The organism is Kribbella sp., from assembly GCF_035687465.1.
GTDB lineage: Bacteria > Actinomycetota > Actinomycetes > Propionibacteriales > Kribbellaceae > Kribbella.
In genome coordinates this window covers 1-14,163 of the sequence record NZ_DASRXP010000251.1, presented here as the reverse complement: position 1 = coordinate 14,163, position 14,163 = coordinate 1, and the positions used below count along the sequence as shown (strand labels likewise).

The following is a 14,163-nucleotide window of genomic DNA, read 5'->3' as shown; positions in this document are numbered from 1 at the left end:
CCCTCGTCCTCGGTGTGCAGGGGACGGGTCTTGTTGAGCAGGGAATCGGCGAAGTGGCCGATCTCGGCGACGAAGGTGTTCACCGGCTCGAGGTCGAAGGTCTCGGTCTCGCCGGAGCGGAGCCGGTAGGTCAGCGAGTTGCCGTCGCTGTGCAGCGCCCCGAGCTCGCCGACGACTGAGAAGCGCTCGGTGACGTCGGCCGGCTGGTAGGCCCAGCTGGTCACCAGCTGGCCGACGACGCCGTTGTCGAACCTGATCAGGACCTGCGCCGAATCCTCGCCGTCCATGAACTTCAGCCGATGCGTGGACAGCATCGCGGTGGCCTCGACCGGTGCGCCACCGGCCAGGTGCAGCATCAGGTACGTCGGGTGGTAGCCGGTGTCGATCAACTCTCCACCGCCGCTCGTCTTGCTACTCGCCCGCCAGCCCATGGTGGACGGGTCGAAGTCGTTGTAGAAGCTGTCGGTGGTTCGCACCTCGTAGACCGTTCCGAGGATTCCGGCGTCGAGCAGCTCCTTCGCCTTGGCCACGGTCGGCATGAACAACTGGTTGTGCGCGCACATGAGGGTCACGCCGTTGGCCTCGACTGCCGCCCGGACGTCCGCGGCTTCGGCGGCCGTGAGGCAGAGCGGCTTCTCACACAGAATGTGTTTGCCGGCTTGGGCAGCGGCCACGATCGCGTCCCGGTGCAGGTGGTGGGGCAGGCAGATGTCCACCGCGTCGAGATCCTCGGCCTCGAGCATCAGCCGATAGTCCGTGTACGGCGCTGCGCCCAGCTCGCCACCGCGATCGACAGCCGTCTGTTGCACGGCGTCGGCCACGGCGGTGATGCCGATCTTCTCGGCATGCTCGCGATAACCACTGATGTGCGCGCTCGCGATACCGCCACCGCCGATGAGCCCGACCCTGATCTGTGGCATAGAAAAGTCTTCTCCTCGGTTGGGGGGCCTTATTTCGTGGTGTAGGCGATGGTCCGTCCCTTGGCAGCGGCCTGGTTGGCGGCTTGGACCAGCCGGGTCAGCTCCACTGCCCGGGCCAGGTTGTCGTCCGCCCGGGTGCCCTCGGTGATGTGGTCGACCCACTGGGCGAACGGCTCCTTGCCGGGCTCGGGCACCGGCAACTCCCGGGCCTCGCCGCCGAACGCCGGCCCCGCGACCCGTAGTACGTAATCTGCGTCGGTGTAGGTCAGACTGCCTTCGGTGCCGAAGATCTCGATGGTGAAGGGGTTCGGGCTGGTGAAGCCCGCCTCGATGACACCGATCTTCTGGTCGCGATAGCCAACGGTGACGACCGCGTTGTCCTCGAGGCCGCGGCCGCTCACGGAGCGGTAGGTGGCGCTGACGGTGTCGGGATCGGCACCGAGGAACAGTTGCAGCAGGTAGACCGGGTGGCAGCCGAGGTCGGTCAGTGCACCGCCGATGGCGGCCTTCTGATCGAAGAAGCGATCGGGCAGCCAGCCCTTCGTACCGTCTCTCGGAACAGCCCCGTCATGCGACAGCCGGACCCGGCCGTAGGTGAGCTTCCCGAGGTCGCCGCTGTCGATCACGTCGCGGATCGCTTTGGTGTAGCCGTGCGAGAGGCGGGGCAGGGAGACGACCAGTTTGACCTCGTTGCCGTCCGCCGCGGCGATGATCTCCTCCGCCTCCGTCACCTTCGGCGCGAGCAGCTTCTCCGTGAAGATGTGCTTGCCCGCGTTCGCCGCTCTGATCATCAGGTTGCGGTGCGCGTTCGTCGCCGTGGTGATGATGACGCCGTCGAGGTCGGCACGGCTCAGCAGCGCGTCGAGATCATCGCCGAACGGTACGCCGAACTGGTCCGCACCGGGCTGCCCGAGTGCCGGGTCGTCGTCCCAGACCGCGACCAGCTCGGTGCCGGGATGTTCTTGTGTCTGCCGTGCGTAGTCCCCCGCGTGCACATGCCAGAACCCGAGAACCGCGATCTTCAAGGGCTTGGACACCTTCGCCTCCAACAAGATCGCCGTGACATCGCGATCCACCGTACAGCGGGTCGTTGACCGCGCAATTAGCAGCCGGTTGTTCAAGTTCCGTTTGCCGTAGGGCTGCCGTGCCGGTGGAGGATCAACTCGCTCCAGTGGCCGCTGCGGCGGTCCGTCCTCGACGGGGCCGAGAGCTCGCCCCGATCTCGTGAACACGCAAACCCGGGCCGACGCCAGCAGGCGTCCGCCCACCGATGTCCCAAGGAGCATTGCCATGTCTCTCGCTCGTCGTTCAGTACTCCGCGGCGCTGCCGTCGGCGCCACCGGTGTCGGCTTCGCTGCCGTCGGCGCCATTCCCTCGCTGGCCGAGGCGACCCCGGCCGACGAGGCCCGCCGGCCGTTCCCGACGCACCGCCCGTTCCCGCCGCTGATGGACGACCCCAAGGGCGTCCTCGCGCTGCCGCCGGGGTTCAAGTACACGGTCGTCACCCACGCCGGCCAGACCAAGCTGAAGAGCGGCCAGCCGACCCCGGCCCTGCACGACGGCACCGCGGCCTTCGACGCCGGCAAGAACTACACGCTGATCCAGAATCACGAGATCGGCGGCAACGACCCGCTGGGCGTGCCCCAGATCCCGGGCACCGTCTACGACTCCGGCGTCGGCTCGGCCGGCGGCTGTACGGTCATCTCCGTCGACAAGAACGGCAAGAACCTCGGCGAGTGGGTCGGCATCTCCGGCACCCTCACCAACTGCGCCGGCGGCCCGACCCCGTGGGGCACCTGGCTGACCTGCGAGGAGACCGAGAGCAAGGCCAACGGCACCACCCGGCTCAAGGACCACGGCTACGTCTTCGAGGTCTGGGGCGACGGCAAGACCGCCAACCCGATCCCGCTGAAGGCCCTCGGCCGCAACGCCCACGAGGCCGTCGCGATCGACCGGGACAAGGCCCACATCTACCTGTCCGAGGACGCTTCCGGCCCCAACGGTCTCTTCTACCGCTGGCGGGCGCCGTCCGGTTACCGGCTCGGCTCGAAGAGCTACAAGGACCTCGCGAACGTCAACTTCGGCACCCTCGAGGCGATGGCCATCCTCGGTGACGACGGCAAGCCGATCCCGGACGTCGCCTACCTGACGTCGGCCCAGCTGCTCCGTCCGTTCCGGGTCGCCTGGGTCAAGGTGCCTGACCGGGACGCTGCCACGGTCTCCACCCGCAAGCAGTTCACCGACGACCAGGTCACCCGCGGCAAGAAGTTCGAGGGCGTCTGGGGCACCCACGACGGCGTGTACGTGGTCAACTCCTTCGCCAAGATGGGCACCACGGACATCCCGGCCGACGGCGTCCCGCACGAGGGCATGATCTGGTTCTACAACTACAAGGCCCAGACCATCCAGCTGGTCACCTACTTCCCCGCGAACCCCGCTGCCATGCAGGGCGCCACCGCGAAGTACGACGACTTCAACTTCGACGCTCCGGACAACGTCACCGTCACTCCGTGGGGATCGCTCATCCTCGCCGAGGACGGTCTCCAGAGCAGCCACGTGCTGAGCTCGACCCCGGGCGGCCCGACGTACGCGATCGCCCGCAACCAGCTGAACGACTCCGAGTTCACCGGCCCGACCTTCTCCGACGACGGCAAGGTGCTCTTCGTCAACCTCCAGACCCCTGGCATCACCTTCGCCATCACGGGTCCCTGGCGCGATTACCTCGGCTGAAACCAGCCGTAGTACTGGCCGGCGGAGCACCCCCGTAGTCGGGTGGTGCTCCGCCGGCCCTAGGATCACCGGCTAGTTCGGTCCCCGGTTGTCCGCCTCGTCGTCCGGTCTGCGGCCGTTGCCCGGTGGACGGTCGTCCTGGTTGCCGCCGATGACCTTCGCGGTCGGCGGGACGAAGCGGCGTACCGGCAGGCCCTTCAGTGCGCTCTGCATGGCGGTCTGCCACAGCGGTCCGGCGGTACCGGAGCCGGTCGGATCCGAGATGTCCTCGCCGTCCAGGGTGTGGCCGTACATCAGGTTCGTGTACGGCAGATTCGCATCGGCCACGACCGCGGCCGCCGCGAGGTTCGGCGCGTAGCCGGCGTACCAGACGGCGAGGTTGTCCTGGATCGTGCCGGTCTTACCGGCCAGGTCCCAGTTGCCGAAGTTCAGTCGACCACCGGTGCCACCCGGCTCCATCACCGCGCTCAGCACCCGGTTGACCCCGTCAGCGACTCCTGGCGCGATGGCCTGCTTGCAGTCGATGCCGGGGGTTTCGATCGGCTTGCCTGCCTTGTCCCGCAAGGAGGTGACGAGGACCGGTCGGCAGTACTTGCCGCGGGCCGCGAAGGTCGCGTACGCGTTCGACAGCATCAAGGGCGTCACGTAGCCGACGCCCAGCGTGAACGACACCACCTGGTCCAGCGGCTCGAGCGTCTGCGCGTTGTACATCCCCAGGTCGGCCGCGATGGTCGCCGGCGCACACAGCCCGGTCCGCTGGGACAGCTGCAGGAAGTAGGTGTTGGTCGAGTAGCGGGCCGCCTCGATCAGCGTCAGGTTCCCGCTCCTGGTCGAGTTCTGCGGCCGGTAGTCCCGGTCCCGGGTGAAGCCCTTGCAGGTCCGGAACTTCTTCATACTGAGGTCGATCTGCGCTGGTGAGTTGATCCGGTAGTTCAGCGGGAGACCCTGCTGGATCGCGGCCGCGATCGTGAAGGCCTTCATCGTCGAACCGTTCTGGAACCCGCCGTACCCACCGGGGTACGACTTCTCCACGTTGTAGTTATACGCCGTCTGGTTCTTGCCGTTGCCGTACGGCTTGCTCTGCACCATCGCCTTCACCAGACCGCTGCCCGGCTCGACGATCGTGATCGCCGCGACGGCGGTGTCGGTGGGTTTGCTGTGCTGCCTGATCGAGGCCTGCGCGGAGGCCTGCAGCCGCGGGTCCAGCGAGGTTCTGACGGTCAGGCCGCCGGTCTTCAGGTAGTGGTCCCGCTCCTTGGCGGTCCGGCCCAGCGCCGGGTTGTCCAGCAGCTTCGAGACGACGTAATCGCAGTAGAAGGGATACCGCGAACTGGCGCAGCCGTTGGGCACCTTCTGGACTCTGGCCAGGTCGATCACCGGGGTCTTCAGGGCGGCGTTCGCCTGCCCCGGGGAGATGATGCTCAGTTCGAGCATCCGCCGGATCACGACATCGCGCCGGGCCTTGGCGCGTGGCAGGTCGTTCGTCGGGTCGTAGCCGGTCGGGTTCTTCACCAGCCCGGCCAGCAGCGCGGCCTGCGGCAGCGTGAGGTTCTTGGCCGTGGTCCGGAAGTAGTGCTGAGCAGCAGCCTGTACGCCGTACGCGCCGTCGCCGAAGTTCACCAGATTCAGGTACCGCTCCAGAATCTGGTCCTTCGAGAACTCGCCCTCGACCGCGATCGCGTAGCGCAACTCGGCCAGCTTGCGCTCGTACGTCACCGCCGTCGCCCGCTGGCGTTCCTCGGCGGTCTTGGCCTTCTCGACCAGACTCAGCTTCACGTACTGCTGGGTGATGCTGGATCCACCCTGCTCGACCACGCCCTCCGACTGGTTGCGCAGCATCGCCCGCAATGTGCCCTTCGCGTCCAGGGCGCCGTGCTGGTAGAACCGCGAGTCCTCGATCGCCACCAGCGCCTTGCGCATGATCGGGCTGATCTGGGCCAGTGCCACCGGCACCCGGTTCTGTTCGAACAGGGTGGCGATCAGGCTGCCGTCCGCCGCGAGGATCCGGCTTCTGACGGCCAGCGGCTCGGTGTCGAGCTCACGCGGCAGGCTCTGCACCGACTGCGCGACCTCCTGGGTCCCGAGTCCGGCGAATCCTGCGAACGGAATCGCGAGCCCCGCCGCCAGCGCACCGGCGAGCACGCTCACGCCGATGAACTTGATCAACGACTGAACTCCGCTGCGAACACCCCGGTCTGCCGCGGGCACCTCTCCAGGCTAAGTCCGTTCCCCGGTCACCGATACCCGCTGTAACCACTCTGTGAGCTCGGACTTCGAGGCCGGGGTCATGCTCGCTAGTTGACGAGCAAGGTGGGAGGCTACCCACCGACGCCCGTACGCCGGGCTTCGTCCGTGTCGACGTCGTCGGAGGTAGAAACACCCGTGTTCTCGCGCATTGCCATCGTCAACCGGGGTGAGGCCGCGATGCGGCTCATCCACGCCGTCCGCGACCTCAACGCAGCAGCGGGGCCCGGCGGGCAGCGAATCGAGACGGTGGCGCTGCACACGGAGGGTGAGCGGCGGGCCATGTTCGTGCGGGAGGCGGACCTCGCCTACGACCTAGGCCCCGCGGTGAACCGGCCGTACCTCGACTACGCAGTGCTAGAGAAGGCCCTGACGGAAACGAAGGCCGACGCCGCCTGGGTCGGCTGGGGATTCGTCGCTGAGGACCCGAACTTCGCCGAGCTGTGCGCGCGGATCGGGGTGACCTTCATCGGCCCCAGCCCCGAGGCGATGCGGAAACTCGGCGACAAGATCGGCTCCAAGCTGATCGCCGAGGAGGTCGGCGTACCGGTCGCTCCGTGGAGTCGCGGCGGGGTCGACACCCTCGAGGACGCGAAGGCGGCGGCCGCGAAGATCGGCTACCCCTTGATGCTCAAGGCAACGGCCGGTGGCGGCGGGCGCGGGATCCGGATGGTCGCCTCCGACGCCGACCTCACCGACGCCTACCAGCGGACCCGCGCGGAAGCCGAGCGCGCCTTCGGCTCCGGCGTCGTCTTCCTCGAACGGCTCGTCACCGGCGCCCGGCACGTCGAGGTCCAGGTCATCGCCGACGGGCAGGGCACCGCGTGGGCGATCGGCGTGCGCGACTGCTCGGTCCAGCGCCGCAACCAGAAGGTGATCGAGGAGTCGGCGTCGCCGGTCCTGGACGCCGGGCAGGTCGAGGAGCTCAAAGCCAGCGCCGAGCGGCTCGCCGTCGCCGTGGACTACGCCGGGGCGGGCACTGTCGAGTTCCTGTACCACCCGGGCGAGCGGTTCTTCGCCTTCCTCGAGGTGAACACCCGGCTCCAGGTCGAGCACCCGATCACCGAAGTGACGACCGGGACGGACCTGGTCAAGCTCCAGCTCCACGTGGCCGCCGGCGGCCGGCTCGAGGGAGACAAGCCTGTCGAGATCGGCCACGCCGTCGAAGCCCGCCTGAACGCCGAGGACCCGGACCGCGACTTCGCCCCGTCACCGGGACGCATCGCCCTGCTCGACCTGCCGTCCGGCCCGGGCATCCGGGTCGACACGGGGGTCGGCGAGACCGACTCGATCCCGGCCGACTTCGACTCGATGATCGCCAAGATCATCGCCGTCGGCCGCGACCGCGACGAGGCGCTCGCGCGGCTGCGCCGGGCCCTGACCGAGACGACAGTCGTGATCGAGGGCGGCTCGACGAACAAGAGCTTCGTGCTCGACCTGCTCGACTCGCCGGAGGTGGTGGACGGCAGCGCCGACACCGGGTGGATCGACCGGGTCCGGACCCAGGGCCGGCTCGTCGCCCACCGGCACTCAGGCGTCGCGCTGGTTGCCGCGGGCATCGAGGAGTACGAGACGGAGGAGGCCGTCGAGCGAACCCGTCTGATCGATTCCGCGCGCGGCGGTCGTCCCCAGGTGCAGCACCGCACCGGCCGGGCAGTCGACCTCAAGCTGCGCGGAACGGCGTACAAGGTGACCGTCTCGCGGATCGGGTCGCACCGGTTCCGCGTCGTCATCGCCACGGGCGCGACCGAGCAGACCATCGATGCGGAGATCGACCGCATCGATAGGTACAAGAGCCGCATCACCATCGGGGGCCGCACGCACCGCCTCGTCACCGCGACCCACGGAGCCGTCCAGCTCGTCGAGGTCGACGGCGTCACCCACCGCGTCAGCCTCGACGAAGGCGGCGTACTCCGCTCGCTGTCGCCGGCCCTCGTCGTGGCGACCCCGGCCGCGGTCGGCGACGAGATCGCGGCCGGTGCGCCCGTCCTCGTCCTCGAGTCGATGAAGATGGAGACGGTGCTGTCCGCGCCGTTCGCCGGCCGGGTCAAGGAGCTGCTCGTCTCGATCGGCAGCCAGGTCGAGACCGGCGCCCCGCTGCTCCGCCTCGAACCCGTCGGCGATGGCGAGGAGGAGACCGCCGCCTCCGGGGAGGCCGTCGACCTCGACCTCCCGAACGGCGGTTCGCTTCCGCTGGACCCCGCGGCCCGGGCGGATCGGCGTCGCGGCGACCTGTCCGCGATGCTGCTCGGCTACGACGTCGACCCGCGGGACGAGGGCCGCACCCTCGCGGCGTACCTGGAGGAGCGGGACGGGCTGGTCGCCGAGGGAGACTCGCCGCTCCAGGCCGAGCTGCGACTCCTCGAGGCGTTCGGCGACTTCGCCGAGCTGTCGCGCAACCGTCCGGCGGGTGAGGACCTGCACCTGGAGACCCGGGTGCACAGCCCGCGCGAGCACTTCCACACCTATCTCCAGAGCTTCGACCCCGAGCGGGCCGCACTCCCCCAGGACTTCCGCGCCAAGCTAGGCCGCGTACTACGTCACTACGGCGTCACCGACCTCGACCGGACACCCGAGCTCGAGCAAGCCGTCTTCCGGGTGTTCCTTGCCCAGCAACGATCGGCGCCCGAGGTCCAACTCGTCACCGCGCTGCTCCAGAGATGGCTTACCGAGCCGGCTCCCGGATCGCCACTCGACGGGACCGCCCGCGACGTCCTCGACCGTGTCATCACGGCGACGCAGCTGCGGTTCCCCATCGTCGGCGACCTCGCGCGCAGCGTCCGGTTCAGCTGGTTCGACCAGCCACTCGTGGACGCGGAGCGGGAAAGCGTCCTCGGCGGTGTCCGGGACGAGCTCGCCGTCATCACCCAACTGCCGGCCGGTCCCGACCGCGACGCCCGGATCGACGCGCTCGCCGCCATCCCCGAGCAGATCGTCCGGTTCCTCGCCGAGCGGATCGTCGGCGCCGAACTCCCGGCCGACGAGCCGATGCTCGCCGTCCTGATCAAGCGCCACTACCGCGAGCACCTCCTCCGCGACCTGCGCGAGGAGGGCCTGGTCGGGCGACCGTTCGCCGTCGCCGACTACACCCTCGACGACCGGCCCACCCATCTCGTGACGACGATCGGCCGGGTCGACGAGCTGACCCCGGACAGCGGGCTGGTCGAGACCATCACCGCCGGGCTCGCGAGCGCACCGGAGGGCCACCAGGGCGTCGTCGACCTGTACCTCGCGTGGCCCGCACTCCCCGAGTCCCCGGAGGAGGCGTCGGCCTATCTGTCGGACCGGCTCGCCGGTCTCGCCTTCGCCCACGACGTACGCCGCGTCGCGGTGGCCGTGTGCCCCGGCGGGGATCGCCCGGTCGGGTACTTCACCTTCCGGCCACAGCCCGACCAGACGATGGCCGAGGACTCCCTCGTCCGCGGCGTGCACCCGATGGTGGGCCGACGGCTCAACCTGTGGCGGTTGCGCGAGTTCGACGTGACGCGGCTCGAGGCACCCGAGGACGTGCTCCTGTACCGGTGCGTCGCCCCGGGCAACGAATCCGACCAGCGGCTCGTGGCCCTCGCACAGATCCGTCAGCTCGCCGTCGTCCGTGACGAGGACGGCCGGGTCGTCGGGCTGCCCCACGCCGAGCGGGCGATCGCGAACTGCCTGGAGGCGATCCGCCGGGCCCGGACCGCGAGCGGCGCTGCGGGTGCCCGGCTCGACATGAACTACGTGTGGGTCCACATCTGGCCGGCCATCGAAGCAGAGGTCGAGCAGCTGACCTCTCTCAAGGCCAACATCGCCCCGGTGACGGCAGGAGCCGGGATCGAGGAGGTCCTGGTCGAGGGAACCATCGCCCTCCCCAACGGCGAAGCGGTCCCGATGGCCGCCCGGTTCTACTACCAGCCGGGCTCAGGGGTCGTGTCCTCGCTCGAGGGTCCTCCGACGGAGAACCTCAAGCCGCTCGACGACTACGCCCAGAAGGTCGTGCTGGCCCGGCGCCGCGGGGTCGTCTACCCGTACGAGTTGCAGGCGATGATCGCGGGCCGCGGTGGCACCGCAACGGAGTACGACCTCGACGACGGCGGCAAGCTCGTGCCCGCCAACCGGCCGTACGGCGAGAACAAGGCGGGCATCATCGCGGGCGTCATCTCGACGCCGACCGAGCGCTACCCCGAGGGTGTGCAGCGGGTCCTGCTCTGTGGTGACCCCCTCCGCGCGCTGGGCGCCGTGTCGGAGGCGGAGTGCTCCCGGATCATCGCCGCACTCGACCTCGCGGAGTCGATGGACGTTCCGCTGGAGTGGTTCGCGGTCTCCGCGGGCGCCCGGATCTCGATGGACTCCGGCACCGAGAACATGGACTGGGTCGCGAAGGCGCTGAAGCGGATCGTCGAGTTCACCCAGGCCGGCGGTGAGATCAACATCGTTGTCGCCGGCATCAATGTCGGCGCCCAGCCGTACTGGAACGCCGAGGCGACGATGCTGATGCACACCAAGGGCATCCTGGTGATGACCCCGGACAGCGCGATGGTCCTGACCGGCAAGCAGTCGCTCGACTTCTCCGGTGGCGTCTCCGCCGAGGACAACTTCGGGATCGGCGGCTACGACCGGGTGATGGGCCCGAACGGACAGGCGCAGTACTGGGCGCCCAACCTGGCCGGTGCGATCGGCATCCTGATGACGCACTACGACCACACGTACGTCGCATCGGGCGAGGCCGGACCGCGTCGCGCGACGACGAGCGACCCGTTCGACCGCGACGTCACGACTTACCCCCACGATCCGGTCGATTCGGGGTTCACGACGGTCGGCGACATCTTCTCCGCCGAGACCAACCCCGACCGGAAGAAGGCGTTCGACATCCGCACGGTGATGGCGGCCGTCGCCGACCAGGACCACGCGACCCTCGAGCGGTGGTCCGGGATGGCCGACTCCGAGACGTCGGTCGTGTACGACGCCCACATCGGCGGGATCCCCGTCGGCCTGATCGGCATCGAGTCGAAGTCCGTCGCGCGGCGCGGGTTCCCTCCCACCGACGGGCCGGACCTGTACACGGCCGGAACGCTCTTCCCGAAGTCGTCGAAGAAGACCGCCCGGGCGATCAACGCCGCGAGCGGGAACAGGCCGCTCGTGGTGATCGCGAACCTGTCCGGCTTCGACGGGTCGCCGGAGTCGATGCGCAACCTCCAACTCGAGTACGGCGCGGAGATCGGCCGGGCCATCGTCAACTTCGACGGCCCGATCGTGTTCTGCGTCGTGTCCCGGTACCACGGTGGCGCGTTCGTCGTCTTCTCCAAGGCGCTGAACCCGCGGATGACGGTGCTCGCGGTCGAGGGCTCGTACGCCTCGGTCATCGGTGGCGCCCCGGCGGCCGCCGTCGTCTTCACCCGGGAGGTCGACGCCCGGACCGCGAAGGATCCCCGGGTCAGCGAACTCGAGCACAAGCTCGCGGAGACGTCGGGCGCCGAACGCGCTTCCCTCGCGACCCAATTGGCCGAGACGCGGCGCGACGTCCGCAGCGAGAAGCTCGGCGAGGTCGCGACGGAGTTCGACCGCGTCCACAACATCCACCGCGCTGTCACCGTCGGTTCGGTCGACGAAGTCATCGCCGGCTCCGAACTCCGCCCGAAGATCATCACCGCCCTGGAATCCGGCCTCGGCCTCCGCTAACTCCACTACGTCCGAAGAACTGGAGAGACGTCTCGCCAGTTCTTCGGACGTAAGCGCTCAGGCCGCGGCGCGGAGGTGCTCGTCAGAGGCCTCGGGCTCGGCCGTGGGCCGGAGGTCGGTGGGGGTGGGCCGGGCGTCGGTTGCTGCGCGTTCGCGGCGGGCCAGGAGGATGAACGGGAGGACGAGGAGCTGGAGCCCCGCGCTGATGACGTAAGACGGGCCGTAGCTCCAGGCATCGGCGGCCTTGCCGAGGGCGGGCTGGATGACCACACCACCGGCTGAACCGAGCAGGTTGTCCGACGAGAGCACGGTCGCCCGCTGCGCCGACGGAATCAGGCCGTTGAGGTACGCCTGCCGCACCGGCGTGGCAGCGGCGTACATGACGGCCCAAACCGCCAGGAGCGCGAACACCAGCCAGAAGTTCGATGTCAGCCCCATCATCGCCAGCACGACCGCGCTGACAGCCGCCGTGACGAGCAGCACCGAGGTACGCCGCCTGAACACCCTTGCCACCACCGAAGCCGAGGCGCCCCCGGCGATCTGCGCCAAAGCGACCAGCCCCGCCGCCACACCAGCGACCGCGTACGAATCGCTACTGCCGTAGAGCTCGAGCAGGTAGGGCTGCGCAGCGTAGAAGCCGTAGCCGCTGACGCCCGCGGCGAAGGGAGCGGCGAGCATCAACCAGCGCACCGGCGGGTTGAGCAAACCATGATCCAGCGAGGACCGCAGGATGCCACGCATCTCCGACGTGACCGAGACCCGCGGTTTCGGCGCGAACCCGACGTCATGCATCGACCGCCAGGCCACCACGAAGGTGAGACCGAGCAACACCGCCCGAACCAGGTACGGAATGCCCAGGTTGGTCCACTGCGCCAGGAAACCACCCCCGATCGTGCCGCCCAGCATCGCGAACCCACCCGCGACCTGCCCCTTGGCGAACGCCGCATCCAGCGAGCCGGTGTACCCGGTCGCGTTCAGACCGTCCACTAACCACGCCTCGGTAGCACCGCTGAAGAACGTGAACCCGAGACCGAGCAGGATCGAGGCCACCGCCCACGCGGCAAACGGCGCGTGCGCCTGCCACAGCAGCAGATAGAGCAAGGTCGATCCGACCAACGTGCCCGCTCCCAGCAGGTACGACGTACGCCGCCCGACCGTGTCCGCCACGACACCTGTCGGCACCTCGAACAGCACGATCCCCACGGTGAAGAACGCATTCGCCGCGAACGCCTCACCGATACTCAGTCCGGCGTCGAGCAGGAACAGCGTGTTGATCCCCCAGATCATCGACGACGCGCTCGTCGCCACCACGACCAGCGTCACGTACGTCCGCAAAACCTGATCCGCCGCCGACCTCATCCCGCACCTCCTCCGTAGCAAGCACCCGATCCGTGCTGTCACCTGCTACGTCGGAGCAACCTCCAACTTCTCGACCTATGGCAGCAACACGGCTGCGGCCTCGGGAATACCGGCTTCCAGGTCGCGGTGCGCCTGGCCCGCTTGGGACAGAGGGTAAGTGCGGATCTGGCGGGTGCCGAACACGCCATCGCGCCAAGCCTGGAACAGTTCCGTACTCGCGGTCAGGAGGGTGGCCTGGTCAGGGAGGTGGTCACCGGTGCTTGACCTGGTGATCCGGATCTTCCGGCTCGTCAGGGCGGCGGTGTCGACGTCTGGTTCACCTGAGGCCGTACCGATCAGGTCGACGGTTCCACCGTCCCGCAAGGCCGCTACCGCTTCGGCGAAAGTCGCACGGCCGACAAGGTCGTACAGAACATCCGCGCCGTCTCCAACCGCTTCCGCCAGTTGACCGGTGCCCGCCACGACGACGTGCTTCAAGCCGAGGGCTCTGGCCGCCTCGACACGACTCTCGCCGGCGACTGGGGTGATGACCGTTGCGCCGAGATGTTGTGCCCAGGTCGCGAGAAGCGAACCCACTCCCCCGGTCGCGCCGGTGACCACGATCAGGTCGCCGGGCCGCACGGCATGCACCCGATGAAGGCGACCCCACGCCGTCAGGCCGTTCGCCAGCAAGGACGCCGCAGCTGTCGAGGAGAGGTCGTCCGGCAGCGGTATCGCGTCCGTTGCCGAGAGCAACCTGACTTCGGCGTACGCGCCAAGGGCGAAGTAGTACCCGATCCGATCGCCGACCTTTGGCGAATCCACGCCAGGTCCGACCGCCTCGACAACACCGGCGCCTTCGCCACCGATCACGGCCGGGTACGACGGCAGCGGGAAACGTCCACTACGGAAGTAGGTGTCGACGTAGTTCACGCCGATGGCCTCCTGCCGGATCCGGAGCTGTCCGGCGGCAGGCTCCCCTACCGTCTCTGATTCGTACCGCAGGACATCGGGTCCGCCGGCCTCGTACAGACGCACGACAGCACTCACAGTCAGCCGCCGAACCGGGGAACGGCGCCCAGTTGCTGGAGGAGGTCGAGCAGCGTGGCCACACCCCAGTGGTCGGTGATCTTCCCGTCGACGACCCGCATCACGTCCACCGTGTAGAAGCTGACCTTCTTTCCGGTTGGCGCGATGCCGAGGAACTCGCCCTGGTGCGTCCCGTGGTACGTCTTGTAGGTGGTGACGAGGTCGTCGGCGGCAACCTGCCAGT

8 protein-coding genes are annotated in these 14,163 nt (G+C 68.7%); 2 read left to right on the top strand and 6 right to left on the bottom strand.

Going from position 1 to position 14,163, the window contains the following annotated elements:
- Both VFG33_RS12715 and VFG33_RS12710 read right to left on the bottom strand, forming a co-directional pair.
- A partial coding sequence (locus VFG33_RS12715) for a Gfo/Idh/MocA family protein (RefSeq protein WP_325025843.1) occupies positions 1-920 on the bottom strand: 920 nt, incomplete at its 3' end.
- A gap of 29 nt (positions 921-949) precedes the next feature.
- Positions 950-1,996 (bottom strand): Gfo/Idh/MocA family protein, encoded by a 1,047-nt coding sequence (locus tag VFG33_RS12710; protein WP_325025842.1) that lies wholly within the window; start codon positions 1,994-1,996, stop codon positions 950-952.
- Between the two features lie 214 nt (positions 1,997-2,210).
- Here VFG33_RS12710 and VFG33_RS12705 point away from each other — a divergent pair, with 214 nt between their 5' ends.
- Complete coding sequence (locus tag VFG33_RS12705; protein ID WP_325025840.1) at positions 2,211-3,650, top strand: alkaline phosphatase PhoX; 1,440 nt, start codon at positions 2,211-2,213, stop codon at positions 3,648-3,650.
- A gap of 72 nt (positions 3,651-3,722) precedes the next feature.
- On the opposite strand, the gene VFG33_RS12700 is transcribed toward VFG33_RS12705, so the two are convergent.
- Entirely contained in the window at positions 3,723-5,858 is a 2,136-nt protein-coding gene (locus VFG33_RS12700) for a transglycosylase domain-containing protein (protein WP_325025837.1), read from the bottom strand.
- Between the two features lie 174 nt (positions 5,859-6,032).
- On the opposite strand from VFG33_RS12700, the gene VFG33_RS12695 reads away from it, so the two are divergent.
- Positions 6,033-11,552, top strand: a complete 5,520-nt coding sequence (locus tag VFG33_RS12695) for an ATP-binding protein (protein WP_325025835.1) — start codon at positions 6,033-6,035, stop codon at positions 11,550-11,552.
- A gap of 57 nt (positions 11,553-11,609) precedes the next feature.
- On the opposite strand, the gene VFG33_RS12690 is transcribed toward VFG33_RS12695, so the two are convergent.
- From VFG33_RS12690 to VFG33_RS12680, 3 genes are all read right to left on the bottom strand, one after another.
- The gene (locus VFG33_RS12690; protein ID WP_325025833.1) at positions 11,610-12,911 is read right to left on the bottom strand and encodes an MFS transporter; all 1,302 of its coding nucleotides are present in this window, start codon (positions 12,909-12,911) and stop codon (positions 11,610-11,612) included.
- A gap of 75 nt (positions 12,912-12,986) precedes the next feature.
- On the bottom strand, positions 12,987-13,928 hold the full coding sequence (locus tag VFG33_RS12685; RefSeq protein WP_325025832.1) for a zinc-binding dehydrogenase: 942 nt from the start codon (positions 13,926-13,928) through the stop codon (positions 12,987-12,989).
- A gap of 14 nt (positions 13,929-13,942) precedes the next feature.
- On the bottom strand, positions 13,943-14,163 hold a 221-nt coding region (locus VFG33_RS12680; protein WP_325025830.1), incomplete at its 5' end, for an ester cyclase.